This window comes from Streptomyces sp. NPDC030245 (assembly GCF_055572995.1).
In genome coordinates this window covers 361,379-388,252 of sequence record NZ_JBVICF010000009.1, presented here as the reverse complement: position 1 = coordinate 388,252, position 26,874 = coordinate 361,379, and the positions used below count along the sequence as shown (strand labels likewise).

The window sequence follows — 26,874 nt, the reverse complement described above, 5'->3', positions numbered from 1 at the left end:
GGCGAGAGGGGAACTGGCAGTGGTCGTCGGCAGGCAGGCGGAGCGGGCGTACATCGGATCCTTCACCGCGGCCGGGGGGCCAGGTGTCGTCACCGCGGCCGTCGCCCCGGACACCGGCGCCCTGACCGTCCTCGGCGCCACGGACGCGGTCGCCGACCCGTCCTATCTGGCGCTCTCCCCTTCCGGTGACACGCTCTACGCGGTCAGCGAGACCCCGGACGGCGCCCTCGCCGCCTTCCGGACCGGGAAAGAGACGGCGGAGCTCGTGGGGCCGCCCGTGCCGGTCGGTTCGGCGCCCACCCACCTGGCCCTGTACGACGGGCACGTACTCGCCGCCAACTACAGCTCCGGCAGCGTCACCGCCGTGCCGCTGAGCGCCGACGGAACCCTCGCCCCCGCGGCGGCGAGCGAACTCCCGCACACCGGCTCCGGACCGCACCCGGAGCGTCAGCAGGGCCCGCACGCCCACCAGGTCCTCGCGGACCCGAGCGGCCGCTGGGCGGTCAGTGTCGACCTCGGCACGGACTCCGTGCGCGTCTGCGCGTTCGGGCACGAAGGTCTCACCCTGCACCGCGAGGTCGCGCTGCGGCCGGGCTCCGGCCCGCGGCACCTCGTCTTCCATCCGCGGGGCGACCGCGCGTACGTCCTGAACGAGCTGAGCCCCACTCTCACCGTCTGCACGTGGGACGCCGCCGACGGTACGCTCGGGCCGCTCGGTGAGCTGCCCGTCCTCGCGGAGACCCCGGAGGGGGACGCTTACCCCTCGGAGGTCGTCGTCGCGCCCGACGGGCGGTTCCTGTGGACCGCCACGCGCGGCACCGACGTCATCTCGGTCATCGCACTGGACGAGGAGGGCGACGCGCCGCGGCTGACGGCGACCGTGCCGTGCGGCGGACACTGGCCGCGCGACCTCGACGTCGACCCGACGGGACGGCACCTGTACGCGGCGAACGAGCGCTCCGGGGACGTCACCTGGTTCACGATCGACCAGGAGACGGGCATCCCGAGCCGGGCAGGCTCCGTCGAGGTGCCGGCCGCCTCCTGCGTGATCTTCGACTGAGACGGTCCGTACACGCCCAGGTGCGTCGAGGTGCGTCGGGGTACGCCGAGGTGCGTCGGGGTACGCCGATGGGCCCGCCCCCACATCGGGGCGGGCCCATCGGCGTACAGGTGGAACGGCTCAGTGCACGGGCGCGCCCGAAGGCTGCGGCGTGATGCCGAGCGTCGTCGTGTACTTGGCGAGCGCCAGCTTGCCGATCGCCGGGTACGCGCCGACCGGCTCGGCGACGGAGCAGCCCGCTTCCTTCGCGGCCGCGTCGAGCAGCGCGCCGTCGAGCTCGGGGCCGATCAGATACGGCGCGAGCGCCAGCTGGGCGGAGCCCGAGCCGCGCAGCTGCTCGGCGGTGGCCGCGATGGCACCCTCCTCGTCGAGCGCGGCGGCCATCACCGGCACCGCGAGGCGCGCGGCGAGCAGCATGCCGGTGATCCCGGCGGCCTGCACGGCCTCCTCGCCGCCGACCGTGGCCAGCACGATGCCGTCCGCGGCGGTCGCCACGGTGAACAGACGGGCACGGTCGGCGCGGGCGAGGCCGGCCTCCGACAGCCGCACGTGCAGCGCCTCGGCGAGCAGCGGGTGCGGGCCGAGCACATCCGTCAGCTCGACGGCGGCACGGCTGTCCATGACGGCCTGCCGGATACGGCGCATCAGCGCGCTGTCGGGACCCGCGAGCAGCGGGACGACGACCGCGACGGGCCCATCCGCCTCAGCGGTCTCCGCCACCTCGGCGCCGGCCTCGCGCGCGCGCTCCAGGCGGGCGGCGCGCTCGGCCGCCGCGCGCGCGAGCACGGACTGTAGCGAGGGGAACTCGGGGAAGGACGTGACGGTGGCGTCCTCCTCACCGTCGACGTAACCGATTCTGGCGTCGAGACCGGGCAGCTCGGAGCGGGCGATGCTCACGACTTCCTCGGCGAGGCCGCGCGTGGACGTGCTGGGGGTGCCCGGCACGGCGAGAACAAGCGCGGGTGCGCCCTCAGGAGCCGCGACGGGCTCCGGACGGCGGTGCCGGCCCGGCTGACGGGGGCGCGGCATTCGTACAGGCAGGCCGGATGCGGGCCCAGTGGGGGAGCTCATGCGCCCGCATGCTACTGGCTTGCGGGCCATCCCTGTTCGGGGAGGGTGCAGGTGGGCGGTATAAGTCCGTTTTTGTCTGATGAATTACGTAGAGGTCAACTGTCGTCTTCGCTGTGGACGGAGAGCATGCGCGCGTCGTGCGGCAGCCGCAGCCGGTCCGCGGCGATATCGGCCGCTATGCGCAGCGCCCCGTCCAGCGGGTCGCCGGCCGCGGGAACGGGCCGCGCGTGCGGCAGTTGGTCCGCGAGCTCGGCGCGCAGCGGTACGAGCAGGGGCGCGCCCAGTTTGAACAGGCCGCCGGTAAGGGCGACTTCGCACGCGTCGGCGGGAGGGCAGACGGCGGCCGCCGCCTCGGCGATGTGACGGGCCGCCGCCCGCAGGATGTCACTCGCCACCGGGTCGTCCGCCGCGCCGCCGGCCACCTCGGGCGCGAAGGAGGCGAGCATCGCGGGCCTGTCGGTACGGGGATAGAGCCGGGCCGGCAACTCCGCGGCCGGGCCGAACATCTCCTCGGCCCGCGCGAGCAGGGCCTTCGAACCGCCGCGTCTGCCGTCGTGCGCCCGCAGCGCCGCGTCGAGTCCGGCGCGGCCGATCCAGGCGCCGCCGCCGCAGTCGCCGAGCAGGTGCCCCCAGCCGTCGGCGCGGCGCCAGGCGGTCAGGTCCGTGCCGATCGCGATCAGGCCGGTGCCCGCCGCGACCACCGCGCCGGGGCGGTCGCCGAGCGCGCCCGCGTACGCGGTGACGGCGTCCGCGGCGAGCGCCGTGCGGCGCGCCCCCAGCGTCCGGCCGAGCGCCGACGGCAGTTCGGCGCGGAGGTCGTCACCGAGGCTCGCCATACCTGCCGCGCCGATGGCGACAGCCGTGATCCGCCCACCACCGGCCCGCTCCAGCAAGCCGCGCGCCATGGGCAGGAGTTGCTCCAGCAGGTGCCCGGCGTCGATGCCACGCGGCCCGGTGCGCACGGGTTCCGTGGTGCGCACGGGTTCCGTGGTGCGCCCGGGTTCCGTAACGGACACGGGTTCCGTAACGGACACGGGTTCCGTAACGAACACGTGGCCGGGGCGGTGCGTGCCGTGTGACGCGCGCAGCGCCGCCCGCAGCCCGGAGCCGCCGGAATCGACGCCCAGCACCCACTCGGCGGGAGTCACGGCAGCCGCCAGTCCACCGGCTGCGCCCCCTGCTGGACCAGCAGGTCGTTGGCCCGGCTGAAGGGGCGCGAGCCGAAGAAGCCGCGGTCCGCCGACATGGGGGACGGGTGCGCGGACTCCACCGAGGGCAACTGCCCGAGCAGCGGCCGCAGATTGCGCGCGTCCCGCCCCCACAGGATCGACACCAGCGGCTTGCCGCGCGCGGCCAGTGCCCTTATCGCCTGCTCGGTGACCTCTTCCCAGCCCTTGCCGCGGTGGGCCGCGGGCTTGCGCGGGGCGGTGGTGAGTGCCCTGTTGAGCAGCAGGACGCCCTGCTGGGTCCATGGCGTGAGGTCACCGTTGGACGGCGGGGGCAGGCCCAGGTCGCTGTTCATCTCGCGGTAGATGTTGATGAGACTGCCCGGCAGCGGCCGCACGTCGGGGGCGACCGAGAACGACAGGCCCACCGCGTGACCGGGCGTGGGATAGGGGTCCTGGCCGACGATCAGGACGCGGACGTCGTCGAAGGGCTGCTGGAAGGCGCGCAGGACGTTCGCCCCCGAAGGGAGATAGGTGCGTCCCGCGGCGATCTCCGCGCGCAGGAAGTCCCCCATGGAGGCGATCCGTTCGGCCACCGGCTCCAGGGCCTTGGCCCAGCCGGACTCGACGATTTCATGCAAGGGTCGTGGTGCCACGGCGTCACCCTACTGCCGTAACGACGGGGGCGATCAACCGATGGCCGCCGCCCGCACGCAGAGCACGTCCGGCAGGTGGGAGGCGAGCTGCCGCCAACTGTCGCCGTCGTCCGCCGACGCGTACACCTCTCCGTTGCGATTGCCGAAGTAGATGCCGGCCGGGTCGCAGTCGTCGCTGGACATGGCGTCGCGCAGCACCGTGCCGTAGTGGTCGTCCTCGGGGAGGCCCGCGCTCAGCGCCTCCCAGCTGCTGCCCGCGTCCGCCGTGCGGTAGACGCGACATCGGTGGTCGGCCGGGACGCGGTCGCTGTCCGCGGTGATCGGGAAGAAGTACGCCGTGCCGCCGCGGTGCGGGTGGGCGACGGCCGCGAAGCCGAAGGTGGACGGCAGGCCCTCGCCGATGTCCGTCCAGTGCGCGCCCGCGTCGTCGCTGCGGTACACACCCCAGTGGTTCTGCAAGTACAGCCGGTCCGGGTCGGCCGCGTCCCGCGCGACCTTGTGCACGCACTGGCCGAACTCCGGGTTCGGCTCGGGCAGGAACACCGCGGACACGCCGTTGTTCGACGGGGCCCAGCTGGCGCCGCCGTCCAGGGTGCGGAACACCCCTGCGGTGGAGACCGCGACGGTCACCGCGCCGGCGTCGCGGGCGTCGGTCAGCACGGTGTGCAGGCCCTCTCCGCCGCCGCCCGGCACCCACTTGGAGCGGGTGGGGTGCTCCCACAAAGGGCGGACGAGCGAGAAGGACTCGCCGCGGTCCTCCGAGCGGTACAGCGCGGCGGGCTCCGTGCCGGCGAAGACCACGTCCGGCTCGGCGGCCGACGGGTGCAGCTGCCACACCCGCTCTAGCGAGGCCCCGGTGTCCTTGGGGAACTTCACGGCCGGCTTCGTCGGCTCCGTCCAGGTGCGTCCGAGGTCGTCGGAGTGGAAGACGGAGGGCCCCCAGTGCGCGCTGTCGCCGCCGACGAGGAGCCGGGGTGTGGAGCCGCGGGTGTCGATGGCGACCGAGTACACCGCCTGCGCGTTGAAGTACGGAGTGTCGTCGAACTCCCAGACGCCCCCTCGCCTGCGGCCGATGAAGAGGCCCTTGCGCGTGCCTACGGTCAGAAGTACATCGGCCATCGTGGCCACCTCCGCGACGTCGTTGTCTCAGGTATGCGTCAGTCTGCACCCGACCACTGACAGTCACCCTCCGACGGCACTTTCCCGCAGGTCAAGGCCGTGTCCTCAGTCCTTCGGCCCTGGCCCCGCGAGCTCCCTCGCCACCTCCGCGACCGCCGCGGGGCCCACCCGGCAGCACCCGCCGACCAGCCGCGCCCCCGCCGCCCGCCACCCCGCGACCTGCCCGGCCGCGAACCGCGTGGGACCCCGCCAGGCCCTGGCCTGCGCGTCCCACGTCTCGCCGCTGTTCGGATAGACGACCACGGGCTTCCCCGTGACCCGCGCGGCGAGCGCCACCGCGGCGTCGGCGTCCCGCGGATCGCAGCAGTTCACGCCGACCGCGATCACCTCGTCCACGTCGGCGGCGAGGGCGAAGGCCTCCTCCAAAGGCTGGCCCGCGCGCGTGTGCGTACCCGCGACGCTGTACGACAGCCAGGCCGGTACCCCGAGGCCGCGGACCGCCCGCAGCAGGGCCCGCGCCTCGTCGGCGTCCGGGACCGTCTCCAGGGCGAGGACGTCGGGCCCCGCTTCGGCGAGGGTTTCCAGGCGCGGCCGGTGGAAGCGCTCCAGTGCGGCCACGGAGAGGCCGTACCGACCCCGGTACTCGGAGCCGTCGGCGAGCATCGCCCCATAGGGCCCCACCGACGCGGCCACCCACACCGCACGCCCGAGACCGTTCCCGGCGCGGCGCGCCAACTCCACGCTCAGATGCAACAGTTCGCGCGTGCGGCCCGCGTCGATGCCGTGTCGCGCGAACCCCTCGTACGTCGCCTGATAGCTCGCGGTGATCGCGACCTCCGCGCCCGCCTCGTAGTACGCGCGGTGGGCGGCCTCGACGGCGTCCGGCTCGTCGGCGAGGAGCCGCGCGGACCACAGGGCGTCGCTCAGGTCGTGCCCCGCGGCCTCCAGCTGGTTGGAGAGGCCCCCGTCGAGCACGACCGGGCGTTGAGCGAGGGTGTCGGCGAGTCTCATGCCGGCGACGCTAGCCGAGGCGCGGTCGCCGGGAAGTGGCAGGCCACCTCGTGTCCGGTCCCGTTCGGCGTGCTGACCCGCGGTTCCGTCGTGGCGCACACCTCCTGGGCGACGGGACAGCGGGTGCGGAAGCGGCAGCCGGAGGGCGGCTGCGCCGCGGAGGGGGTCTCGCCCTCCAGAGGTGTGCGACGCGCGCCGGACGCGGCCTCGGGGTCGGGCAGGTTGACCGTGTCCAGGAGGCCGCGCGTGTAGGGGTGCAGCGGATGCGCGTACACCTGCTCGGCCGGGCCCGACTCCACGAGCTTGCCGAGATACATCACGCCGACGGTGTCCGCCAGATGGCGTACGACGGCCAGGTCGTGGGAGATGAACAGATAGGTGAGACCGCGCTCGCGCTGGAGCTCCCGCATCAGGTTGAGGATCTGCGCCTGCACGGACACGTCGAGCGCGGACACCGGTTCGTCGGCGACCACCAGGTCGGGGGAGAGCGTCAACGCCCGTGCCAGACCGAGGCGTTGGCGCTGGCCGCCGGAGAACTCGTGCGGGTAGCGGTGCACGGCGCCGCGCGGCAGGCCGACGGCGTCGAGGAGTCCGGCGACCAGCTCCTCCTGCTCGGCGCGGTTGCCGACGCGCTGGATGACGAGTGGTTCGCGCAGGATGTCGCCGACCCGCATGCGCGGGTCCATCGCCGCGGTGGAGTCCTGGAACATCAGCTGGACGCGGCGCCGGTGCGTGCGCCGCTCCGCCCGCGACATCCGTGACGGGTCGGCGCCCTCGAAGCGCACCGCGCCGCCCGTCGGCTCCTCCAGGCCCGCGACGATGCGCCCGAGCGTCGTCTTCCCGCAGCCCGACTCGCCGACCATGCCGTACGTCTCGCCCTTGCGGATCGACAGGGACACCCCGCCGACCGCGCTGACCGTCCCCCGGCTGCGCGAGAACGCGCCGCCCTTCAGCGGGAACTCCTTGACCAGCGAGTCGAGTTCGACGAGGACGGCGCCCGGGGCGGCGGTGGCGGGCGCGGTCGCCGGGACCACGACGTCATCCTCGGTGACGCCCTCCTCCGGCACCGGGTGGAAGCACGCGAAGCGGTGCGCCGCGCCGCGCACGTCGTCGTCCGCGAGCGGGGGTTCCCCGGCACGGCACTCGTCCGTGGCGAAGGCGCAGCGCGGCGCGAAACGGCAGCCCGTGGGGCGCACCGCCAGGTTCGGGGGCAGGCCGGGGATCGTGTGCAGTTCGGTGCCGCTCCCGGCGACCCGCTCGGGCAGCGCCGCGAACAGCGCCTCGGTGTAGCGGTGGCGCGGATGCCCGAACAGGTGGCGTACGGCGGCCTGTTCGACGACGCGGCCCGCGTACATCACCGCCACCCGGTCCACCCGGTGGGCGATCACGCCCAGGTCGTGCGTGACCAGGATCATCGCCATGCCGAGCCGGGCGCGCAGGTCGTCGACGAGCTCCAGGATCTGGTGCTGCGTCGTCACGTCGAGGGCGGTCGTCGGCTCGTCGGCGATCAGCAGCTTCGGCTCGCAGACCAGCGCCATGGCGATCGCCACACGCTGCCGCATGCCGCCCGACAGTTGGTGCGGATAGGCCTTCATGCGCTCGGCGGGCTGCGGCATGCCGACGAGGCGCAGCATTTCCCGGGCGCGCGCCCAGGCCTCCTTCCTGCCGATGCCGGGGCGGTGCAGGAGCAGGGGCTCCGCCACCTGCGCCCCGATGGGCATCGTCGGGTTGAGGGAGGTGAGCGGGTCCTGGAAGACCATTCCTATGGTGTTGCCGCGGACGTCCTGGAGGACGGGTGCGGGAGCGGTGGCCAGGTCCTGCCCGTCGAACAGGACGCGGCCGCCGGTGATCCCGCCGCCCGGCGGCAGCAGCCCGAGGACGCTCAGCGCGGTCATCGTCTTGCCGCAGCCGGACTCGCCGACGATGCCCAGGGCCTCGCCGGGGGCGAGGGTCAGACAGACGCCGTCGAGGGCGTGGACGGTGCGTTCGCGTGAGGTGATGTCGACGCTCAGGTCGTCGATGGTGAGCAGCGGCTCGGTCATCTTCCCGGTTCTCCCTTTGGTTCCGCAGCCGTACTCATTTCCGCAGCCGTACTTCGAAGGCGTCCCGCAGGCCGTCGCCGATGAAGTTGAACGCGGCGACGACCAGCACGATCGCGATGCCCGGCGGGAAGATCAGCCACCAGTAGCCGTTCTGCGTGTAGGTGATGCCGGCCGACAGCATCGATCCCCAGTCCGCCGACGGCGGCGGGATGCTCAGGCCGAGGAACGCGAGGTAGCTGACGTACAGGATCGCGTCGGCGATCTGGAACGTGCAGTTGACGATGACCGTGCCGATCGCGTTCGGCACGATGTGCCTGAAGACGGCCCGCGTGCCGCCGCCGCCCATCATCCGCATGGCCTGCACGTACTCGCGGTCGCGCAGCGCCAGGGCCTCGCCGCGCACCAGGCGGGCGGGGGACAGCCATGCCACCGCGGCGATGATCACCACGAGGACGCCCTTGCTGGGGGTGACGATGGCGGCGACCACGACGAGCAGGAACATCGCCGGGATGGCGAGCGCCGCGTCCGTGACGCGCATCATCGTGGCGTCGACCCAGCCGCCGAAGTAGCCGGAGACCGCGCCGTAGACGGTGCCGAAGAGCGTGGCGAGGAGACCCGCCGCCAGGCCGATCTCCAGTGAGGTCCGCCCCGCGACCATCAGGCGGCCGAGCAGGTCGTAGCCGAGGTCGGTGGTGCCGAGGAGGTGGCCGGGGCTGCCGGGCGGGAGGTTCGCCTGCGACAGGTCGGTGTGCACCTGCTCGGTCTCGTACACCCATGGGCCGAGATAGCTGAACGCCAGCAGCAGGACCAGCACCACCACGCCCGTCAGGGCGAGCTTGTTGCCGGTGAAGACGCGCAGGGTACGGCGGGCGAGCGAGGGTGTGGCCCGCTCGGCGTCCTCGTGGCCCGGCGCGGTGGCGGGGGCAGCGGTGGTGGTCATGCCACGCTCCGTATCCGGGGGTCGAGGGCGGCGTACAGGACGTCGGTGAGCAGCGAGCCGACGACGGTGGCGACGCCGACGACGAGCGTCACGCCGAGCAGGACGGGGAAGTCCGAGCCCTGCGCGCTGTTCCAGAACAGCAGGCCCATGCCGGGGTAGTTGAACATCGACTCGACGACGAGGGCGCCGCTGAACAGCGTCGGCAGATAGAGGCCGAGGAGTGTCGCGAGGGGGATCAGGGCGTTGCGCAGGACGTGCCTGACCATGATCCGGCGGCTCGACTGCCCCTTGGCCATCGCCGTGCGGACGTAGTCCTCGCTGAGGTTGTCGAGCACCGCCGAGCGCATGTAGCGGCTGAACATCGCGACGATGCCGAACGCCATGGTGACCACCGGGAGGATCAACCCGGTGAAGTCGCCGAGGAGTTCACCGATCGTCTCGCCCTGCGGGGCCTCCGCCGGGAGGATCGGCATGACCTGCGCGAACAGGATGATCATGATGAGGCCGAGGAAGAACACGGGCGTCGCGTACAGCAGGAAGGCGAGGCCGGTCAGGGCGTAGTCCGATGCCTTGCCGCGCCGTACGGCCTGGAGCAGGCCGAGCGGGACCGCGATGAGCACGGCGAGCGCGGTGGAAAGCACGGTCAGGAGCAGCGTCTTGGGCAGGCGCTGCTTCAGCAGGTCGAAGACGGGCGAGTTGAGTTTGAAGGAATCGCCGAGATCACCTGTGAGCAGCCGCTTCAGGTACATCGCGTACTGCATGGGCAGCGAACGGTCGTACCCCTGCTGGTGGTTGAAGTGCTCGATCTGCTGTGGCGTGCCCTTCGGGCCGAGGATGGCGCGGGCGGGCCCGCCCGGCAGCAGGTGCAGCAGGACGAAGACGATGACCGACACCAGGAAGAGGACGACGACCGCCTGGAGGAGGCGCTTGAGCAGGAACCCGGTGAAGCCGGTCACTTCTCGGCTCCCTTCTTCTCGACGTAGTACCAGTGCTGGGGTGCGAAGGTGACGGTCGGGTTCTGCTCGATCCCCCGCAGGTCGTTGCGGATCACCGACACCTGGTACGCGGGGTTCGGCAGCCACATCACGGGCAGCTGCTCGGCGAGGTACTCGCCGTACTCGTGCACGGGCTCCATGTCGGGGGAGTACTGCATGCCCCGCAGGATGCGGTCCGCCTTCTTGTCGCTGTAATTGCCGAAGTTGGCGGACGCACCCGTCGAGAAGAGCTGCTCGCCGCTGGGGTTGAGCGGGTAGTACCAGCTGCCGGCCGTCCCGAAGAACGACATGTCCCAGTCGCAGCCGGGGTCCTTCGCCGTGCACGGGACGGAGTTGCCGAGCACGGAGTTCAGCGGCTGCTGACGCACGGTCAGGTCGATGCCGGCCTTGGACAGGGACGACTTCAGCTCCTGCATCATGTTCGTCGTCTCGGTCGACCCCGACTGGGAGAGCAGGGTCAGTTCGAGCGGGGCGTTCTTCCCGATGCCCTTGCCGCACCGGCCCTCGCCCGTTCCGGGGCGTACGCAGCGTGCCGTGCCGTCCTCCGTACGCCAGCCGTGGGCTTCGAGCAGCCGCCGGGCCCTGTCGACGGAGAACGGATACTTGTTCCGCTCCATCTCCGGGGACAGGTACTGGCTCTTCGGCGTCACCGGCACCGGGCCGAGCGTCGGAGTCGCGCTGCCCTGCCAGATGACGTCACTCATCGCCTTCTGGTCGACGAGGTGCTGCATGGCCTGCCGGATGTAGAGCTGGTCCATGAGCGGGCCGCCGCGCGTGGAGTTGAAGTTGTAGACGATGTACGTCACCGCCCAGCCCTCCCACGGATCGACCCGGTACCCCTTCTCCTGGAACTTCTCCTTCTGCGCGAGGACCGACGGCGGGATGTAGCCGTAGTCGACGCCGCCCGAACGCAGCACGTTGTACTCGGAGTCGGCCGTCGTGAACGGTTTGAAGACCACCTTGTCCAGGCGCGGGCGCTCGGACTCCGGGCCGGTGTACTTCTCGTTCGGCACGATGGTGACCTGCCCGCTGTCCCGCCAGCCGGCCAGCTTCCACGGCCCGTTGACCGTCTTCCAGAGCGGGTCGGAGCCGTACGAGCCGAGACTCTTGGCGTGCTTCGTCAGGCGCGCGAAGACCGCCTTGGCGCCGGCGGGCGTGCGGTCCCAGTCGCCGATGCGCCCGCCGTCGGTCTTCGCGCCCCAGGCGTGCTGCGGGAGCGCGCGCAACAGGGTGAGCTGGTTGGCCGTGAACCAGTCCGGGTTGTACGCGCGCGTCAGGTGCAGCCGCACAGTGTGGGCGTCGAGCGTCTCGAACCGCTTGACGTTGTCCGGCATCGTGCCGACCGAATAGCTGCCCCACTCCGCCTTGTTGGCCTTGACCAGGTTGAACCAGAACTCCAGGTCGCGGGCGGTGACCGGCTTCCCGTCGGACCACTCGACGCCCTCGCGCAGCGGCACCGTCACGGTCCTGTTGCCGTCGCCGTACTTCGGCGCGAGGCCCAGCGTCCCGGGCCCGTGCGTGGTCAGCTCGCCCTTGGCCTCGTCCTGCACGGCGTCGTACACCGGAGTGAACAGCAGCGAATTGATCCCGTGGTTGTACGAGGCACCATAGCCCGGCGCGCCGATCGGGAAGATCCAGTTGGGCGTCGCCGCGGGCGGCAGCGCCATCGTCGCCGTGCCGCCCTCCACGGGCGTGCCACCGGTCGGACCCATGTCGATGCGGCCGCCCTCGCGGGTGCATCCGGTGAGGGACGCCGCGAGGACGAGCAGCGCGGCCGCCGCGGACCCGGCGGACCTGAATGAGCGCATGGCGATGGGCCTCCAAGGGGTACGGGGCCGGCCCGTGCCGGAGAACGACGGGGCGGCGCCCGAACGCTAGGCCGGGCCCGAAAACCAAGTCAATAGCTTCCTTCGGCAAGAAGTGGAAAACCCGGCCGTGCTGGCCAACTTGGTTCAGCCGCACCTAGAGTTCATGCCGATCTCGAACGAAGACTCCGAAACAACTGGGGGCGGCATGACCGAAAGACCACGCGGCGAGCCCGGCTCGGCGCAGCACATCGTGCACCTGGTCTCCTCGGGAGCGGCCACGTCCCGCGCCGACCTCGTACGCGAGCTGGGCCTCGCCCCCTCGACGGTCTCCCTGCGCGTGCAGGAACTCGTCGACGCCGGACTGCTCACCGAGTCCGGCGAGGGTGCCTCGCGCGGCGGCCGCAGGCCCCGGCTGCTGCGCGTCGCCGCGCACGGGGACGTCGCCATCGCCGCGGACCTCGGCAGCCACCACGCGCGGCTCGGCGCCGTCGGCCTCGGCGGCACCGTCACCGACGCCGTCGACCTGCCGCACGACATCACCGCGGGCCCGAAGTCCGCGGTGGACTGGCTCTGCGGCCAGGCCGAGACGCTGATCGCCCGCCAACGCGAGCAGGGCCGCACGGTACGCGCGCTCGGCGTCGCCTTCCCCGGCCCCGTGCAGCCCGCCACCGGCCTCGTCCTCAGCCCGTCCCGCATGCCCGGCTGGCACCGCCACCCGCTGCGCGACGTCCTCGCCGAGCGGCTCGGCATCCCCGTCACCGTGGAGAACGACGCCACGATGATGGCCGTCGGCGAGCACCGCGTAGCCCGCCCCGACCTCGACCACCTCGTCGTCGTCAAGGCCGGACGCGGCATCGGCAGCGGCGTCATCTCCGCGGGCCGCCCGCACGACGGCGCCAACGGCAGCGCGGGCGACATCAGCCACGTCCGCGTCGACGCGGCGGGCGACCGCCCGTGCAGCTGCGGCAACATCGGCTGCCTGGAGACCGTCGCCAGCGGCGCCGCGCTGATCCGCGAACTGGGCGCGCAGGGCGTGGAAGTGAGCGACACCGCGGGCCTGCTGCGGCTCGTCGCCGACGGCGACCCGCAGGCCACCACCCTCGTCCGCACCGCGGGACGGCACATCGGCACGGTCCTGTCCGTCGTCGTCAACTTCTTCAACCCGCAGGCCGTGGCGCTCGGCGGCGTCCTCGCCACCGCCGAACCCCTGGTCGCCGCCGTGCGCGGGGTGCTCTACGAACGCTGCCTGCCCCTCGCCACGGCCGACCTGGAGATCACCACCACCGCCACGGGGCCCGACGCGGGACTGCTCGGCGCGGGCCTCACCGCGCTGGGCCGCCACCTCCCCACCTCCACCCCGCCGGCCGCCCCCGCCCCCGCACCCCAGGAAGAGAGCGCACCCGCATGACCCCCTCCTCCGCGAACCGTCGCCGCCTGCGCATCGGCATCGGCGGCATCGGCATCGAGTCGTCCACGTTCTGCCCGCACCGCTCCACCACCGACGACTTCCGCCAGACCCGCGGCCAGGAGCTCCTCGACCGCTACACATGGACGCGGACGGACTCCGACCTCGCGGACACCGTCGAATGGGTGCCCCTGCTCCACGCCACCGCACTGCCCGGCGGACCCGTGGAAGCGGAGTCGTACCTGACGCTGAAGGACGAACTGGTCACCCGCATACGGGCGGCGGGCCCGCTCGACGGCCTGGTCTACGACATCCACGGCGCGATGAGCGTCATCGGTCTCACCGACGCCGAGGCCGACCTCACCGAGGCGGTCCGCGCGGCCCTCGACTCCGCCGGCACCCCGGACGGCACGGGACGCCCGATGATCTCCGCCGCCATGGACCTGCACGGGAACGTCTCACGCCGCTTCGCCGAGCCGGTCGACCTGCTCACCGCCCACCGCCTCGCCCCGCACGAGGACGCCTGGGAGACCCGCGAACGCGCGGCCCGCAACCTCGTGCGCCGCCTCCTCGACGGCACCCGGCCGCACCGCGCCTGGGTGCGGGTCCCGGTCCTCCTGCCCGGCGAGAAGACCAGCACCCGCCTGGAGCCCGCCAGGTCCCTCTACGCCTCGCTCGCCGAGATCGAGCGGCTGCCCGGCATCCTCGACGCCGCACTGTGGGTCGGCTACGCCTGGGCCGACGAACCGCGCTGCCGGGCCGCCGTCGTCGTCACCGGCGACGACGCCGAACTCGCCGCCGCCGAGGCCGAGAAGCTGGCCCGCCGCTACTGGGACGCACGCCGCGACTTCGTCTTCGTCGGCCCGACGGGCACCGCCGAGGAGTGCGTCGAGCGGGCGGTGAAGTCGTCCGCGCGGCCCTTCCTCATCAGCGACTCGGGCGACAACCCGACGGCGGGCGGCGCGGGCGACCTCGCGTACATGCTCGGCAAGCTGCTGGAGAACGACGCGATCCGCGACGGCCGGGTCACCGCGGTCCACCCCGGCATCACCGACCCGGCAGCCGTCGCCCACTGCTTCGACGCGGGCGTGGGCGCGGAGGTCACCCTGAGCGTCGGCGGCAAGGTCGACAGGAACCATGGCGGACCGTACGAACTGACCGGCACCGTCGTCGCGTTGCAGCAGGCGGCCGACCGGAAGGACGGCGCGGAGGGCGGCGCGTACGACCGGGGCGTCGACATGGCGGCCGTGCGCAGCGGCGGCCTCACCGTCATCCTCGTCGCGCGCCGCAAGGCCTTCCACACGCTCGCCGACTTCATGGGCCCGGCGGAGGGCGGCCTCGGCATCGACCCCCGTACGTACGACCTCGTGGTCGTGAAGATCGGCTACCTGGAGCCCGAACTCCACGCCATGGCGGCCGACTGGCTCCTCGCCCTCACCCCGGGCGGCGTCGACCAAAACCTGCGGCGCCTCGGCCACCACCGGGTGGAGCGGCCGCTGTACCCGTTCGACGAGGACGCGTACGACGGCGGGACGCCCGACCTGACCCCGGCACGGCTCACCCCGCTCGCTCCCTGAGAAGGGGCTTCACCCGCGCGAACGGGTCTGCGAAGGTGATCCCGCCGAGCCGCCGTCGTCCGTCCGTAGCGCAGAGGAGCTCCCTGTGAAGCGTGCTGCCACCCTGTCCGCACTGGTCTGCCTGCTGGCCGTCACGGCCGCCGCGCCCGCCTCTCCCGACGCGGTCCGCCGCCCGGACGGCCACCACGCGCGCAGCCTCCTGGACACCGTGCCGAGAAACGGTGTCCTGAAGGTCTGCACGACCGGCGACTACGCCCCCTTCACGAAGCTGGACCCCGCCGACGGAACGTACAGCGGCGTCGACATCAAGATGGCGCGGGACCTCGCGAAGAGCCTGGCGGCCAAGCCGAAGTTCACCGCCACGACCTGGGCGAACCTCACCAAGGACGTGGCGGCGGGGCGCTGCGACATCGGCGTCGGCGGCGTCTCCATCACCCTGCCGCGCGCCCGCCAGGTCTACTTCAGCGAGCCCACGCGCGAGGACGGCAAGACGCCCATCGTGCGCTGCGCCGACAAGGACGCGTTCGGGGCGGGCGCACTCGCGGACATCGACAAGCCGGGCACGACCGTGGTCGTCAACCCCGGCGGCACGAACGAGCAGTTCGCCCGGGCGAACATCAAGCGGGCCACGATCAAGCTGCACCCGGAGAACACCACGATCTTCCAGGAGATCATCGACGGCCGGGCGGACGTGATGATGACGGACGCGAGCGAGACGCTCTACCAGTCGAAGATCCACCCGGAACTGTGCTCGCTCCATCCCGACAAGCCCTTCACCTTCGCCGAGAAGGCGTACGCGATGCCGCGCGGCGACGACGAGTTCAAGGCGTACGTCGACCAGTTCGTGCACCTCGCGACGCACGACGGGACGTACGCGCAGTACGAGGCCGAGTGGCTGGGGTGAGCGCGGTGGATGAGGCGGGCGCGGCCCGCCACGAGCGGGTCCTGCCGGGGCGCGCGGGCTTTTCCTGACGGACGGCGGGGGTACCCGGCGCCCATGACGTATCTCAGCGTGGAACATCTGGCAGCCGTGCCCGGCGGCGGGCTCGCACCGTTCCTGACCGGTCTGGGGATCGCCGTCCTGCTGATCTGGGCCGTCTGGTTCGGAATCCGGGTCCGCGGCAGGGAGCAGCGTCCGCCGAAACCGCAGGAGCAGCCCCGGCTGCCCGCCGAAGGGCCCGCCGGGGCGGTCGTGGAGCACCGCGAACCCGACGAAGTCCCGCGGGACGGCGGCAGGCTGACCCCTCATCAGCTGAAGGGTTCGGGCAACGTCGCCTCCAAGCGGAGCGACGACCAGCGGCGCCGGCGCTGGAACCGGGGGAGCAGCGGAGCCTTCGGCAGCGGTGGCCCCGGCACGCGCGGGTGAGACCTCCGAGGGCCCTGTAACCAAGCCCCCGTCAGCGCGCGGTCCGTTGCGGCGTCACGTCGCCACGGACCGCGCGGACCGCCCCGACCGCGCGGGCCTGGTGGACCGCTCCGCCCGCGTGGACCGCTCCGACCGGGCGGCGCGCGCCGACCGGGCCGAGTGCGCCCACTGTGCCTTTCTCCGCAGGTCCGCCCGCTCCTCCGTGCACGTCCCGCCCCACACGCCGGTCTCCCCGGCCTTGAGCGCCCAGGCCAGGCACTGCACCCGCACCTCGCAGTGGGCGCAGACCTCCTTGGCGGCAGCGGTCTCCCGTGCGGCGGGTCCCGTCGTGCCGACGGGGAAGAACAGGTCGGGATCCTCTTCGGTACAGGCGGCTTTCTCCAGCCACTCCATGCTCAACAACTCCATGCCCGCGCGGGTTCCCAGGGTCAAAGCCCGGAAACCGGCAGCCGTTTGGGGGGAGCGGGGAGGGGGACCCGGCCACCATGACCGTCCAAAAGAACACCGTGCTCGTACTGGACTGTTCGGAGCCCGAAGCCCTCGCCGAGTTCTACGCCGGACTGCTGGGCGCCGAGGTGCAGTTGAGCAAGGACCCCGACTACGTAGAGGTCACCAACGAGAACGGGGTCTGCCTGGCCGTACACAGGGAGCGCGACTACATCCCGCCGAGCTGGCCCCGCCCCGAGGACTCGCAGCAGGCGCACCTCAGGATCATGGTGGCCCGGCACGACATGGACGAGGCCGAGCGCGAGGCGGTCGGTCTCGGCGCGCGGCCCGTGGACACGAAGAACAACAACGGGCCACGGGACAGCCGCACTTACTCCGACCCCGCCGGGCACTCCTTCACGCTGGCCGCCATCCCCGAGTGAGCGCCCCGTTCCGAGTGAGCGCCGGGCCGGCCGTGGCGTGAGCCCGTGCCGGACCGGATTGCGCGAGCTCTCCCCGGGCACTCGGTGGTTCCGAACACAGTGACGAATTCACCGACGAAGGGGCAGTGATGGAGATTTCGGGACTCATCAGCGCGATTCTGATCGGCGCCCTCATCGGCATTCTGGGCAGGCTCGTCCTCCCCGGGCGCCAGCGCATCGGCCTGCTGTGGACGATCGTCGTCGGCATCGTGGCGGCGCTCATCGGCACGGCCGTGGCGGCGGGCCTGGGCGTGGCCGACACCGACGGCGTGGACTGGGTCGAGTGGCTCATCCAGATCGCTCTGGCAGCTCTCGGCGTCGCGGCCCTCGACCGGGTGAAGCTGCGCCGTTGAACCTGCGCCGCTGACCCCCGCGAGCCCGTCTCACGGCTCCGTCCACCGGCACAGCAGCCGCAGGGCCCCGATCAGCGTGAGCGGCCACAGGAAGGCGAAGGCCCAGATCACACCGGGGGCCGACGTGCGGATGCCGATGACGAGGAGCGTGCAGGACACGGTCGCGAAGAAGGCCACGGTGAGCGGGCGCGGCGTATGCATGAGCACCGCGCGTACGCGGCGCCCGGCCCGCAGGAACCACATGCGGGTCTTGAGCCGGCGGTCGCTCCGCAGAGCGGCTTCCAGCTCGTCGAGGATGCGCTGCTCGTGCTCCGGAAGCCGGTCTGTCGACATCGTCGCCCCTCTTGCGCGGGTGGAGGTGGTCTGGCCACCCGGGTGCCCAGGGCCGGAAGCGACTAACAGGGCGGACCGGACAGGCGCTTCCGCCCGCCGGTCCGCCCGTGCCCTCAGACGGAGCGGTGGTACTGGTCCGGCACGTGCACCTCGGCGTCGAGTTCACGCCCCGCGCGCCGCGCCCACGAGGGGTCGCGCAGCAGCTCACGGCCCAGCAGGACGGCGTCCGCCTCGCCGTTGGCCAGGATCTTCTCGGCCTGCTCGACCTCGGTGATCAGACCGACCGCGGCGACCGGCAGCTCCGTCTCGGCCTTCACCCGTGCGGCGAACGGGACTTGGTAGCCGGGCTCGACGGGGATCCGGACGCCCGCGGCGTTGCCGCCCGTGGAGACGTCGAGCAGGTCGATGCCGTGCTCCTTGAGCTCGGTGGCGAAGCGGACCGTGTCGTCCGCCGTCCAGCCCGCCTCCTCCAGCCAGTCGGTGGCGGAGATGCGGAAGAACAGCGGCTTGTCCTCGGGCCACACGGCCCGCACGGCGTCGACGACCTCCAGCGCGAAGCGCGTGCGGTTCTCGTACGAGCCGCCGTACTCGTCGGTCCGCCTGTTGCTGTGCGGGGAGAGGAACTCGCCGATCAGATAGCCGTGGGCGCCGTGGATCTCGGCGACGTCGAAGCCCGCGGCGAGCGAGCGGCGCGCGGCGTCGGCGAACTGCTCCACGATCTCGCGGATCTGCTCGGTGGTGAGCTCCGTCGGCACGGGGTGCCGCTCGTCGAAGGCGACCGCGCTGGGTGCGACCGGCTGCCAGCCGTACTGGTCGGCGCCGACCGGGGCGCCGCCCTTCCACGGCCGGTCGGTGGACGCCTTGCGGCCCGCGTGGGCGAGCTGGATCGCCGGGACGGTGCCCTGGGTCCGCAGGAAGTCCGTGATCCGGCGGAACGCCTCGGCCTGGGTGTCGTTCCAGATGCCCAGGTCGTACGGGCTGATGCGGCCCTCGGCGCTCACCGCGGTGGCCTCGACGACGATCAGGCCGGTGCCGCCGGTGGCGCGCGCCGCGTAGTGCGCGAAGTGCCAGTCCTGCGGGACGCCCGCCGCGGGCCCGTCCGGCGCCGCCGAGTACTGGCACATCGGGGGCATCCAGACCCGGTTGGGGATGGTCAGCGATCGCAGGGTGTAGGGCTCGAACAGCGCGCTCACGGCGGGCTCCCATTCGTCGGGGCTGATGTGCTCCTCGTACGATAGACCTCGTAGTACGGCAGATGTCAAACTACGACGGTTCTCGTACAATGGCGCGCAGGGATCGCCCGGGGACCAAGCGCCCGGGGCGCACAGGACGAAGTGGAGCCGCCATGACGACCGCCGCCGCGACCGGCAGCGCGAGCAGCAGGACGCTCGCCCACCCCGAGCCCGAGGAGATCCGCCTCGAAGCCGTGCTGCACGCCCTCGCCGACCCGATGCGGATGCGGGTGGTCAGGGAGCTGGCCCGGGAGGAGGGCGCGGCCGGACTCTCCTGTTCCTACTTCGAGCTGCCCGTCACCAAGTCCACGTGCACGCACCACTTCAGGGTGCTGCGCGAGAGCGGCGTCATCCGGCAGCTCTACCGCGGCACGGCCAAGCTGAACGTGCTGCGCCGCGACGACCTCGACGCGCTCTTCCCCGGCCTGCTCGACAGCGTCCTGGCCGCGGCGGCCCGCCAGGCCGACCGGCTCGGCGACGCGGGCTGAGCCGGGCCGTCAGCCGCCCTGACCGCGAAGGACTCCTCGGTGACCGGCGGCGTCCGGGCCCGCAGCGCGGCCTGGAACGGCCGCAGCTCCCTCTCGAACCAACCGGTCGCACTGACCGACCACGCCCTGCGCGGCCTCCGCGACGACAGGAGTGCCGGGGAACGACACGGGCGCCGGCGTGCGACTCCGCGGCCGCGACGGACGCCCCGAGCCGCGTCCCTTCCGTCGCCGCCCGCCCCTCGCCCACCCGCTAGCCCGGCACCTCCTCCGCCGCCGCCCGCAGCCCCTCCCAGTCCGGGATCTTCACCACGCCCCGGCCGAGGGAGTGGCCGAGGCGGGCCTCCGCGCGCTCGATGGCCAGCCAGCCAGGCCACTCGACCGGACGCAGGCCCGCGGCCCGCAGCGCCGTCAGCGGGTCCTGCGGGAGCTGCCTCCGGGCGAGGGCGGGGGCGTCGTCCAGCAGGGACTGGACCGTCTCCTTGGAGCAGGGGCGGTTCGTGCCGATCACGCCGGTCGGGCCGCGTTTGATCCACCCCGCCACGTACTCACCGGGCGACGGCACGCCGTCACGCAGCACCCTGCCGGCCGCGTGCGGCACCGTGCCCCGCTCGGCGTCGAACGGCAGCCCTTCCAGGGGCACTCCGCGGTAGCCGACCGAGCGGAGCACCAACTGTGCGGGGATGTCCTCGTACCGCCCGGAGCCCGTCACCCCGCCCCGGCCGTCCGGCAGGGTGCGCTCGAACCGGGTCAGGGCGACGCGGCCCGCCGCCCCCGCCGTCAGGGAGACCGGCCGCAGGAAGAAGCGCAGTCTGATCCGCCGGGCCAGGCCCCGCGCCGGGCGCTCGGCCCAGCCGCGCAGCACCTCCACGTTGCGGCGGCTCGCGGCGGGCAGCCCCGAAGGGTCGGTGTACGCGGGGTCCAGCGCCAACTCCGCCGGGTCCACCACGACTTCGGTGTCCGGCAGCGAGCCGAGCTCCCGCAGCTCCTTGGTGGTGAAGCGCGCCTGCGAGGGCCCGCGCCGCCCCACCATGGACACCTCACGCACCCCGCTGCCCGCGAGCACGCCGAGCGGCGCGTCCGGCATGTCGGTGGGGAGCAGTTCGGCGGCGCCGCGCACCAGCATGCGCGCCACGTCCACCGCGACGTTGCCGACGCCGATGACGACGGCGGACTCCACGTCCCGTACGAACCCGTCCTGCGCGTAACCGTCGGTCAGCGCGTCCGGGTGCGCGCTGTACCAGGAGACGAACTCGGTCGCCGAGTAGCTGCCCGGGAGGTCCTCGCCGGGCACCCCGAGCCTGCGGTCCGCCGCCGCGCCGACGCAGTAGACCACCGCGTGGTAGAGGCCGAGCAGCCGCGCCGGGGTGAGGGCGCCGGAGCCGATCTCCAGGGAGCCGAGGAAGCGCACGCGCTCGTGTTCCAGGACCGTGCGCAGGTTGTTCTGTAGGGACTTGATCTTCTCGTGGTCCGGCGCGACCCCGTAGCGCACCAGGCCGTACGGGCAGGGGAGCCGGTCGAGCACGTCGACCCGCACGTCCGGCACGCGGTCCTGCTGGACGAGGGACTGTGCGGCGTACACCCCGCTGGGGCCCGAACCGACGACGGCGACCTGCAGCACTGTGGTGCTCCTTCCGCGAGGCGCGCCCGGGACGGTTTCAGGATCGCACCGGGAGCCGCGCGATGTCAGGGGTGTGCGACCGTCCGTGCGCGCGCCGTCGAGGTCACACGCATTGCCCCGATAAATGTCCAATAACCTGTGTGGACGGGTTGTGTCACTCGCGGAAATATGGAACTCCGGGTTATCGAGGGGTGCAAAAGAAAGGGGAGTTGCGTGAGTGACAAACTTTCCGAAATCCTTTCCGGGCTGACGCCGTCCGATGTGGTGGTCGACGCCTTCGGGCGCATCGTGATCACGGATCCGGAGCTGGCGAAGCAGCTCCGTGAGCTGTCGGACGGCACGGCCATGCTCGTGCCCAACCAGTCCTGCAACCACGGCTGCGGCGGCTGACCGGGCGACGACGGCGGAGGTGTCCTCGATGGGGGCAGGGTCGGAGAAGAACGACGGAGGCTCGGTCCTCCAGCGGGAGCGCATCCACTCCCTGCGAAATGACGTCTTCCATCTCATCCTGCTCCCTACGGAGCAGTGCAATTTCCGCTGCACGTATTGCTACGAGGATTTCTCGGTGGGCCGGATGCGTCCGGAGATCGTGCAGGGCGTGAAGAAGCTGATCGAAAACCGGCTCACCGATCTCAGGGTTCTCAACATCTCCTGGTTCGGTGGCGAACCGCTGCTCGCGGTGGACATCATCGAGGACGTCTCCCGCCTGGCCGCGGGCGGCGGTGCTGCCGCGGGCGCGGACCGGAGCGGCGGGCCGCGATTCTCCGGTGATGTGACGACCAACGGCTATCTGCTCAACACGGCCATGGCGGAACGGCTGGCCGCGGTGGGGGTGACCTCCTACCAGATCTCGCTGGACGGTCCGGAGCGGCTGCACGACACGACACGCGTGAGGGCGGACGGCCGGGGCTCGTTCCGCAGGGTGTGGCAGAACTTGCTGGCCATCCGGCGGGGGGACCTGCCCGTCACGGTGACGTTGCGGGTGCACCTGACGCCGGCCAACCTGCCGGCGATGCCCGAGTTCCTGGTGTTGCTCAGGGACACCTTCCTGGGCGACCCCCGCTTCTCCGTGCACCTCAAGACCGTCGAGCGGCTGGGGGGCCCGGGCGACGACCGGATGGACGTGGTCGACAAAGCCACCCGCCCCCGTACGATCGCGGACCTCACCGCCCTGCTGCGGACGGGCGGACGCACTCCGACCGTGCCGGACGCGCCCGTCTGCTACGCGGCCCGCCCGAACTCCCTCGTGATCAGGGCCGACGGCCGACTCGGCAAATGCACGGTGTCGCTCAACGATCCCGCCAACGACCTGGGAGAGCTGCGCCCCGACGGCACTCTGCGGTTCCGTGACGGACTCCTCGCCCCGTGGCTGCGCGGCTGGCAGACCGGCGACCGGCAGGCCCTCGCCTGTCCCGCCGACGGATTCACCCTGCGGGACGCCGCCGACGCGCCCGCCCAGCGCGAGCCCGTACTCCTGCACATCACCCCGGCGCCGCACCGGGAGCGCCGATGACGCGGCCGCCCGGCACGGACACCGCCGTTTCGGCGCTGCCCGCCAGGGAGTTCCTGCGCCACCACGAAAGGCTGCTGAGGCCACCGCTGGACCTCTGGGCCACCGAGCTGTACGAGCGACTGACCGCGCTCGACGCGGCGACCGCCGAAGAGCCGGGCGTCATGGACACCGTCTCGTCCCTCATGAACAAGGCGAGCTTCGTGCTGGCCGCCGCGGGAGACACGTACTGCGCGCAGTACGCGTGCGAGTGCCAGCTCCGCTGGGTGGCGCAGCGCCACAGCGACTGCGGTGACACCGCAATGCTCGGGCACGCGTTCCAGCCGTGGATCAACACGGGGCGCCTGCACGGCCTGCGAGGCGACCTGGAGCGGGCGCTGCCGCACTTCACCGTCGCGGAAGAGGCGGCGGCGCGGCGCCCCGTCTTCCTGGGACCCTGCCACGTACCGGAGGACGCCTGGCCGGACGTCTTCGACGCCGCACCGGCACTGCACGACGTGCTCTGGAACGCGCAAACGCTGGAAACGGCCAGGTGCTACCTCGGACGGCGGGACTTCCCTGGCATGGCAGCCGCCCTCGCCCGGCTACGGAGCACCGTGCCGAGCGCCTGGCACTCCTTCCTCACCGAGGGGGAGATCCTGTGCCTCCTGCACCAGGGCAGAGCGGAGGAGGCCGTGGCACGGGCCGGCTCGGGAGACCCCGCCTCCGCCTACGACGAGGCCGCCTTCCGGCTGCACGCGGCGACAGGTCTCGTCCTGCGCGGGGACGTCCACGAGGCACGCCGACAGACGGTGGAACTGGCCGCCTTCCTCACGCAGGTCCTGCCGAGCCGTCCCAAGGACGCGCCCACGCTGTTACGCCAACTCCGGCAGCTGGCCGTCCTATTGGAGCGCGTGGAGGAACCCCGTTACGCACTGGCCGTCAGCATCCATGGCCTCGACGTGTGTGACACCCACGAGGACGAGCCGCTCCGTCTCCACTTCCTGGAGAGTGCTCTGCGCCTGGCGCCGGGGCACCCCCGAGCGGGTGCCTGGGAGCGCGGCCGACGTCACCTCATCGGCCACAGCCTCTACCGGGAGGTCCGCAGCGGCTCGGGCCGCCCGGTGGACGTCCGGAACACTCCGGTGTTCTCCCGTCTCGTCCGGGCCATGGAACAAGCCGCCGCGGGCCGCTCCGGCCTGCTCCACCTCGACTGACCCCTTCACGTCCCACGTCACCCCATCTCCCGCATCCTGCCGATCTCGCTCGACTGCTGTGCCACGACGTCGTTCGCCATCTCCTCGACCTGGATGTTGTTGCCCTCGGAGAGCACATCCGTGGCCATCGTGACCGCCCCGCTGTGATGCGTGATCATCAGCTTCAGGAAGAGCTGGTCGAACGCCGTGCCCTTCGCGGCGCGCAACTGCTTGAGCTGTGCCTCGGAGGCCATGCCGGGCATCGTCGCGTGGTCGTGCCCCGCGTGCCCGCGCGGGCCGCCGTGCTTCTTGAGCCAGCCCTTCATCGCGTCGATCTCCGGGCGCTGCGCCGCGCCGATGCGCGACGCCAGCCGCTCGACCCGGCTCGACCCGGCCCGCTTCGGGGCCAGCTCGGCCATCCGCAGCGCCTGGCCGTGGTGCACGATCATCATCTGCGCGTAGGTGAAGTCGGCCGAGTTGGGGGAGTCGTCCTCGGCTCTCTGCCGTGCGGCGTCCTTCGCGGAAAGGGTCGCCGCGGTCTCGCCCGGCTTGCCCGGCGCGATCACCGAGGGCCCCGGTGACGCCGCGCGCCCGGAACCGGACCGGCCCCCGCCGCCCGTGTCGGAGTCACACCCCGCGAGTACGAGGGCCGCGGCGGCCATGAGCGCGGTGACGGCGGGCGTACGACGGTTGAGCACGGCGACCTCCTGTGGCACACGGGCGACTTGCACAAGTCCGGTCACGAGTCCGCGTTCAGAAGCCCGCGGCCCCTATTGATATGTGCATGATGAGCACGATACTGCGGGTGTCCGTGACCCGTTCCCCTGCGAACGGCGACAAGGGAGGACGCAGTGACCCTGTTGAGCAACCCCCGAACGCGACGCAGACGGCTGGCGGTCGGCACGGCGGCAGCCGGACTGCTGGCCGCGCTGCTGACCGCGGCACCCGCGGGAGCAGTCCCCGACCCCGGCGACACCCCAGCCGCACCCAAGAGCGTCTCCAAGAGCGACGCCGCCCAGACCAGGGAGGCCATCGAGCGCGGGGAGATACCCGCGCCCGACGAGATCTCCCGCTCGGCCAACATCGAGCACCTCGCCAACATCCCCAAGGACGCGCTGCCCGGCAACAACACGGACCTCGCGTTCCAGGGCAAGTACGCCTTCGCCGGCAACTACGACGGCTTCCGGATCTTCGACATCAGCAACCCGAAGGCCCCGAGGACGGTGTCACAGGTCCTCTGCCCGGGTTCGCAGAACGACGTCTCCGTCTCCGGTGACCTCCTCTTCCTGTCCACCGACTCCTCGCGCAGCGACAACTCCTGCAACAGCACCACGCAGCCCGCGACGGAGAAGTCCTCCTGGGAGGGCATGAAGATCTTCGACATCAGCGACAAGGCGAACCCCAAGTACGTCTCCGCCGTCGAGACCGCCTGCGGCTCGCACACGCACACGCTGGTGCCGGAGCGCAGGAACGTCTACGTGTACGTCTCCTCGTACTCCCCGGACGCCGCGTTCCCCGACTGCCAGCCGCCGCACGACGGCATCTCCGTCATCAAGGTGCCGCGCAGGGCCCCGGAGCGGGCCGCGGTCGTGAACTTCCCCGTCCTCTTCCCCGGTGAGGGACCCGACGGCGGCGGCAACCCGGGCGGACCCACCAACCCGGGCGTCCGCAAGACCAGCGGCTGCCACGACATCACCGTGCTGCCCTCCGAGGACCTCGCGGCCGGCGCCTGCATGGGCGACGGCATCCTCTTCTCCATCGAGGACCCGGAGAACCCGAAGATCATCGACCAGGTCCAGGACAACACCAACTTCGCGTTCTGGCACTCGGCGACCTTCAACCAGAAGGCGGACAAGATCGTCTTCACCGATGAGCTCGGCGGCGGCTCCGGCGCCACCTGCAACGCGGCCATCGGCCCCCAGCGCGGTGCCAACGGCATCTACGAGATCAAGGGCAAGGGCGACAAGCGCAAACTGGTCTTCAAGAGCTACTTCAAGATCCCCCGCCACCAGGCGGACACCGAGAACTGTGTGGCCCACAACGGCTCGCTGATCCCGGTCAGGGGCAAGGACCTCATGGTGCAGGCCTGGTACCAGGGAGGCGTCTCCGTCTGGGACTTCACCGACTCCACCAAGCCCAAGGAGATCGGCTACTTCGAGCGCGGCCCGCTCAGCACCGACAAGATCACGACCGGTGGCTCCTGGTCGGCGTACTACTACAACGGCCGCGTCTACTCCAACGACATGGCCAAGGGCCTCGACGTCCTGAAGATCAACGACAAGCGGACGGAACCCGCGCAGCGGGTCCGCCTGCACGAGCTCAACGTCCAGACGCAGCCGGACTACTTCGACTGACCAACGGGGTCCCGTCGGGCGGTGCGCCGCCCGGCGGGACGCCGAGCTCCCAGTCGAGCCCGTACCGCTGGAACAGCTCGGCCCGCAGCGTCGCCGGCGGCATCGGCGCCCCGGGGATGAGCAGCGCGAAGACCGCGCCCATCAGGAGCGCCCGCAGCAGCGGATAGTCCCGGTCCACGTCGTGCGATCCGTACCGCACGACGGTGTCGCGCAGCAGCTCCGCGAGCCGCTGCTGCTCCGGGCACTGCACGAAGCCCTCGGCCTGGAGGATGCCCGCCATGTGCGTCCGCATCAGCAGCGGCTCGTCGCGGGCCAGACCCAGGATCGCGTCGACGGCCCGCGCCAACCGCTCGCGCCCGTCCTCGGTGCGCGGCTCCCGCTCCAGCGCCGCCTCCAGCGTGCGGTGCATCAGCCGGTGCACCGCGGACTGAAGCAGCTGGCGCTTGCCGGGGAAGTAGTACGACACCAGTCCGCGGGCGGCGCCCGCCCGGTCCGCGATGTGGCCGAGCGTCGTGGCCTCGTACCCCCGCTCGCCCACGAGCTCCACCGTCGCCTGAAGCAGACGCTCCCGGGAACGTCTGCGCAATTCTTCATTGACCGATGGGCTACGCGGGGACATTCTGTAACTCCTGCGTTGACTGGCTCCGAGCCAATATACTCAGTGCGTCCCGAGGCGGCGTCTCGACA

27 protein-coding genes are annotated in these 26,874 nt (G+C 72.0%); 12 read left to right on the top strand and 15 right to left on the bottom strand.

Going from position 1 to position 26,874, the window contains the following annotated elements:
- Nucleotides 1-19: 19 nt before the first annotated feature.
- Nucleotides 20-1,060, top strand: coding sequence for a lactonase family protein (locus ACZ4Z4_RS25245; protein WP_468331422.1), 1,041 nt, complete (start codon nucleotides 20-22; stop codon nucleotides 1,058-1,060).
- Between the two features lie 120 nt (nucleotides 1,061-1,180).
- On the opposite strand, the gene ACZ4Z4_RS25240 is transcribed toward ACZ4Z4_RS25245, so the two are convergent.
- The 9 genes from ACZ4Z4_RS25240 to ACZ4Z4_RS25200 form a co-directional block, all read right to left on the bottom strand.
- Nucleotides 1,181-2,131 (bottom strand): sirohydrochlorin chelatase, encoded by a 951-nt coding sequence (locus ACZ4Z4_RS25240; protein WP_468331419.1) that lies wholly within the window; start codon nucleotides 2,129-2,131, stop codon nucleotides 1,181-1,183.
- A gap of 95 nt (nucleotides 2,132-2,226) precedes the next feature.
- Nucleotides 2,227-3,291, bottom strand: coding sequence for an N-acetylglucosamine kinase (locus ACZ4Z4_RS25235; RefSeq protein ID WP_468331519.1), 1,065 nt, complete (start codon nucleotides 3,289-3,291; stop codon nucleotides 2,227-2,229).
- Nucleotides 3,276-3,953 carry a uracil-DNA glycosylase gene (locus ACZ4Z4_RS25230; protein ID WP_468309381.1) on the bottom strand — a complete coding sequence of 226 codons (678 nt, stop codon included), beginning with the start codon at nucleotides 3,951-3,953 and terminating at the stop codon, nucleotides 3,276-3,278. The genes ACZ4Z4_RS25235 and ACZ4Z4_RS25230 overlap by 16 nt, the downstream gene beginning before the upstream one ends.
- 33 nt (nucleotides 3,954-3,986) lie before the next feature.
- Complete coding sequence (locus tag ACZ4Z4_RS25225) at nucleotides 3,987-5,072, bottom strand: WD40/YVTN/BNR-like repeat-containing protein (RefSeq protein ID WP_468331416.1); 1,086 nt, start codon at nucleotides 5,070-5,072, stop codon at nucleotides 3,987-3,989.
- Nucleotides 5,073-5,177: 105 nt separating this feature from the next.
- Nucleotides 5,178-6,083, bottom strand: coding sequence for a homocysteine S-methyltransferase (mmuM, locus tag ACZ4Z4_RS25220; protein ID WP_468331413.1), 906 nt, complete (start codon nucleotides 6,081-6,083; stop codon nucleotides 5,178-5,180).
- Entirely contained in the window at nucleotides 6,080-8,125 is a 2,046-nt protein-coding gene (locus ACZ4Z4_RS25215) for a dipeptide ABC transporter ATP-binding protein (RefSeq protein ID WP_468331410.1), read from the bottom strand. The genes mmuM and ACZ4Z4_RS25215 overlap by 4 nt, the downstream gene beginning before the upstream one ends.
- A gap of 34 nt (nucleotides 8,126-8,159) precedes the next feature.
- Nucleotides 8,160-9,065 (bottom strand): ABC transporter permease, encoded by a 906-nt coding sequence (locus ACZ4Z4_RS25210; protein WP_468331407.1) that lies wholly within the window; start codon nucleotides 9,063-9,065, stop codon nucleotides 8,160-8,162.
- Nucleotides 9,062-10,021: an ABC transporter permease gene (locus ACZ4Z4_RS25205; RefSeq protein ID WP_468331403.1), complete on the bottom strand. Its 960-nt coding sequence runs from the start codon at nucleotides 10,019-10,021 to the stop codon at nucleotides 9,062-9,064. The genes ACZ4Z4_RS25210 and ACZ4Z4_RS25205 overlap by 4 nt, the downstream gene beginning before the upstream one ends.
- On the bottom strand, nucleotides 10,018-11,868 hold the full coding sequence (locus tag ACZ4Z4_RS25200) for a peptide ABC transporter substrate-binding protein (protein ID WP_468331401.1): 1,851 nt from the start codon (nucleotides 11,866-11,868) through the stop codon (nucleotides 10,018-10,020). The genes ACZ4Z4_RS25205 and ACZ4Z4_RS25200 overlap by 4 nt, the downstream gene beginning before the upstream one ends.
- A gap of 205 nt (nucleotides 11,869-12,073) precedes the next feature.
- Here ACZ4Z4_RS25200 and ACZ4Z4_RS25195 point away from each other — a divergent pair, with 205 nt between their 5' ends.
- From ACZ4Z4_RS25195 to ACZ4Z4_RS25180, 4 genes are all read left to right on the top strand, one after another.
- Nucleotides 12,074-13,276 (top strand): ROK family protein, encoded by a 1,203-nt coding sequence (locus tag ACZ4Z4_RS25195; protein WP_468331398.1) that lies wholly within the window; start codon nucleotides 12,074-12,076, stop codon nucleotides 13,274-13,276.
- Nucleotides 13,273-14,850, top strand: a complete 1,578-nt coding sequence (locus ACZ4Z4_RS25190) for a M81 family metallopeptidase (RefSeq protein WP_468331395.1) — start codon at nucleotides 13,273-13,275, stop codon at nucleotides 14,848-14,850. The genes ACZ4Z4_RS25195 and ACZ4Z4_RS25190 overlap by 4 nt, the downstream gene beginning before the upstream one ends.
- Nucleotides 14,851-14,935: 85 nt before the next feature.
- On the top strand, nucleotides 14,936-15,754 hold the full coding sequence (locus ACZ4Z4_RS25185) for a transporter substrate-binding domain-containing protein (RefSeq protein ID WP_468331392.1): 819 nt from the start codon (nucleotides 14,936-14,938) through the stop codon (nucleotides 15,752-15,754).
- Between the two features lie 93 nt (nucleotides 15,755-15,847).
- The gene (locus ACZ4Z4_RS25180; protein WP_468331389.1) at nucleotides 15,848-16,216 is read left to right on the top strand and encodes a DUF6479 family protein; all 369 of its coding nucleotides are present in this window, start codon (nucleotides 15,848-15,850) and stop codon (nucleotides 16,214-16,216) included.
- A 54-nt stretch (nucleotides 16,217-16,270) separates the two neighbouring features.
- Here the strand turns inward: ACZ4Z4_RS25180 and ACZ4Z4_RS25175 are convergent, their stop codons facing one another.
- Entirely contained in the window at nucleotides 16,271-16,624 is a 354-nt protein-coding gene (locus ACZ4Z4_RS25175) for a WhiB family transcriptional regulator (RefSeq protein WP_468331386.1), read from the bottom strand.
- A 77-nt stretch (nucleotides 16,625-16,701) separates the two neighbouring features.
- On the opposite strand from ACZ4Z4_RS25175, the gene ACZ4Z4_RS25170 reads away from it, so the two are divergent.
- Both ACZ4Z4_RS25170 and ACZ4Z4_RS25165 read left to right on the top strand, forming a co-directional pair.
- Complete coding sequence (locus ACZ4Z4_RS25170) at nucleotides 16,702-17,085, top strand: VOC family protein (RefSeq protein ID WP_468331383.1); 384 nt, start codon at nucleotides 16,702-16,704, stop codon at nucleotides 17,083-17,085.
- Nucleotides 17,086-17,213: 128 nt separating this feature from the next.
- Entirely contained in the window at nucleotides 17,214-17,477 is a 264-nt protein-coding gene (locus ACZ4Z4_RS25165; protein WP_468331379.1) for a GlsB/YeaQ/YmgE family stress response membrane protein, read from the top strand.
- 30 nt (nucleotides 17,478-17,507) lie between these two features.
- Here ACZ4Z4_RS25165 and ACZ4Z4_RS25160 read toward each other — a convergent pair whose 3' ends face one another.
- A complete protein-coding gene (locus ACZ4Z4_RS25160; RefSeq protein WP_468331376.1) occupies nucleotides 17,508-17,810 on the bottom strand; it encodes a DUF3040 domain-containing protein in 303 nt (100 codons plus the stop codon).
- Nucleotides 17,811-17,923: 113 nt separating this feature from the next.
- Nucleotides 17,924-19,003: an NADH:flavin oxidoreductase/NADH oxidase gene (locus ACZ4Z4_RS25155; protein ID WP_468331373.1), complete on the bottom strand. Its 1,080-nt coding sequence runs from the start codon at nucleotides 19,001-19,003 to the stop codon at nucleotides 17,924-17,926.
- Between the two features lie 152 nt (nucleotides 19,004-19,155).
- Between ACZ4Z4_RS25155 and ACZ4Z4_RS25150 the strand changes: the two genes are divergently transcribed.
- Nucleotides 19,156-19,530, top strand: a complete 375-nt coding sequence (locus ACZ4Z4_RS25150; RefSeq protein WP_468331370.1) for an ArsR/SmtB family transcription factor — start codon at nucleotides 19,156-19,158, stop codon at nucleotides 19,528-19,530.
- 250 nt (nucleotides 19,531-19,780) lie between these two features.
- On the opposite strand, the gene ACZ4Z4_RS25145 is transcribed toward ACZ4Z4_RS25150, so the two are convergent.
- A complete protein-coding gene (locus tag ACZ4Z4_RS25145; RefSeq protein ID WP_468331367.1) occupies nucleotides 19,781-21,148 on the bottom strand; it encodes an FAD-dependent oxidoreductase in 1,368 nt (455 codons plus the stop codon).
- Nucleotides 21,149-21,361: 213 nt separating this feature from the next.
- Between ACZ4Z4_RS25145 and ACZ4Z4_RS25140 the strand changes: the two genes are divergently transcribed.
- Genes ACZ4Z4_RS25140 through ACZ4Z4_RS25130 form a run of 3 tightly spaced genes read left to right on the top strand, consistent with a single transcriptional unit; the run spans nucleotide 21,362 to nucleotide 23,854 of the window.
- Nucleotides 21,362-21,538, top strand: coding sequence for a hypothetical protein (locus tag ACZ4Z4_RS25140; RefSeq protein WP_468331364.1), 177 nt, complete (start codon nucleotides 21,362-21,364; stop codon nucleotides 21,536-21,538).
- Nucleotides 21,539-21,566: 28 nt separating this feature from the next.
- Nucleotides 21,567-22,661: a radical SAM protein gene (locus ACZ4Z4_RS25135; protein ID WP_468331361.1), complete on the top strand. Its 1,095-nt coding sequence runs from the start codon at nucleotides 21,567-21,569 to the stop codon at nucleotides 22,659-22,661.
- On the top strand, nucleotides 22,658-23,854 hold the full coding sequence (locus ACZ4Z4_RS25130; RefSeq protein WP_468331358.1) for a hypothetical protein: 1,197 nt from the start codon (nucleotides 22,658-22,660) through the stop codon (nucleotides 23,852-23,854). The genes ACZ4Z4_RS25135 and ACZ4Z4_RS25130 overlap by 4 nt, the downstream gene beginning before the upstream one ends.
- A 17-nt stretch (nucleotides 23,855-23,871) precedes the next feature.
- Here ACZ4Z4_RS25130 and ACZ4Z4_RS25125 read toward each other — a convergent pair whose 3' ends face one another.
- Nucleotides 23,872-24,531, bottom strand: coding sequence for a DUF305 domain-containing protein (locus tag ACZ4Z4_RS25125; RefSeq protein WP_468331355.1), 660 nt, complete (start codon nucleotides 24,529-24,531; stop codon nucleotides 23,872-23,874).
- A gap of 153 nt (nucleotides 24,532-24,684) precedes the next feature.
- Here ACZ4Z4_RS25125 and ACZ4Z4_RS25120 point away from each other — a divergent pair, with 153 nt between their 5' ends.
- Nucleotides 24,685-26,187, top strand: coding sequence for an LVIVD repeat-containing protein (locus tag ACZ4Z4_RS25120; RefSeq protein ID WP_468331352.1), 1,503 nt, complete (start codon nucleotides 24,685-24,687; stop codon nucleotides 26,185-26,187).
- Here ACZ4Z4_RS25120 and ACZ4Z4_RS25115 read toward each other — a convergent pair.
- The gene (locus ACZ4Z4_RS25115) at nucleotides 26,153-26,806 is read right to left on the bottom strand and encodes a TetR/AcrR family transcriptional regulator (protein ID WP_468331349.1); all 654 of its coding nucleotides are present in this window, start codon (nucleotides 26,804-26,806) and stop codon (nucleotides 26,153-26,155) included. The genes ACZ4Z4_RS25120 and ACZ4Z4_RS25115 overlap by 35 nt on opposite strands.
- Between the last annotated feature and the right edge of the window lie 68 nt (nucleotides 26,807-26,874).

What these genes read in the sequence shown, in the direction of transcription:
- ACZ4Z4_RS25180 (WP_468331389.1), top strand. Translation starts at nt 15,848, where the DNA reads ATGACGTATCTCAGCGTGGAACATCTGGCAGCCGTGCCCGGCGGCGGG.
- ACZ4Z4_RS25200 (WP_468331401.1), bottom strand. Translation starts at nt 11,868, where the DNA reads ATGCGCTCATTCAGGTCCGCCGGGTCCGCGGCGGCCGCGCTGCTCGTC.
- ACZ4Z4_RS25190 (WP_468331395.1), top strand. Translation starts at nt 13,273, where the DNA reads ATGACCCCCTCCTCCGCGAACCGTCGCCGCCTGCGCATCGGCATCGGC.
- ACZ4Z4_RS25130 (WP_468331358.1), top strand. Translation starts at nt 22,658, where the DNA reads ATGACGCGGCCGCCCGGCACGGACACCGCCGTTTCGGCGCTGCCCGCC.
- ACZ4Z4_RS25225 (WP_468331416.1), bottom strand. Translation starts at nt 5,072, where the DNA reads ATGGCCGATGTACTTCTGACCGTAGGCACGCGCAAGGGCCTCTTCATC.
- ACZ4Z4_RS25115 (WP_468331349.1), bottom strand. Translation starts at nt 26,806, where the DNA reads ATGTCCCCGCGTAGCCCATCGGTCAATGAAGAATTGCGCAGACGTTCC.
- ACZ4Z4_RS25215 (WP_468331410.1), bottom strand. Translation starts at nt 8,125, where the DNA reads ATGACCGAGCCGCTGCTCACCATCGACGACCTGAGCGTCGACATCACC.
- ACZ4Z4_RS25165 (WP_468331379.1), top strand. Translation starts at nt 17,214, where the DNA reads ATGGAGATTTCGGGACTCATCAGCGCGATTCTGATCGGCGCCCTCATC.
- ACZ4Z4_RS25160 (WP_468331376.1), bottom strand. Translation starts at nt 17,810, where the DNA reads ATGTCGACAGACCGGCTTCCGGAGCACGAGCAGCGCATCCTCGACGAG.
- ACZ4Z4_RS25150 (WP_468331370.1), top strand. Translation starts at nt 19,156, where the DNA reads ATGACGACCGCCGCCGCGACCGGCAGCGCGAGCAGCAGGACGCTCGCC.
- ACZ4Z4_RS25195 (WP_468331398.1), top strand. Translation starts at nt 12,074, where the DNA reads ATGACCGAAAGACCACGCGGCGAGCCCGGCTCGGCGCAGCACATCGTG.
- ACZ4Z4_RS25135 (WP_468331361.1), top strand. Translation starts at nt 21,567, where the DNA reads ATGGGGGCAGGGTCGGAGAAGAACGACGGAGGCTCGGTCCTCCAGCGG.
- ACZ4Z4_RS25170 (WP_468331383.1), top strand. Translation starts at nt 16,702, where the DNA reads ATGACCGTCCAAAAGAACACCGTGCTCGTACTGGACTGTTCGGAGCCC.
- ACZ4Z4_RS25210 (WP_468331407.1), bottom strand. Translation starts at nt 9,065, where the DNA reads ATGACCACCACCGCTGCCCCCGCCACCGCGCCGGGCCACGAGGACGCC.
- ACZ4Z4_RS25175 (WP_468331386.1), bottom strand. Translation starts at nt 16,624, where the DNA reads ATGGAGTTGTTGAGCATGGAGTGGCTGGAGAAAGCCGCCTGTACCGAA.
- mmuM (WP_468331413.1), bottom strand. Translation starts at nt 6,083, where the DNA reads ATGAGACTCGCCGACACCCTCGCTCAACGCCCGGTCGTGCTCGACGGG.
- ACZ4Z4_RS25240 (WP_468331419.1), bottom strand. Translation starts at nt 2,131, where the DNA reads ATGAGCTCCCCCACTGGGCCCGCATCCGGCCTGCCTGTACGAATGCCG.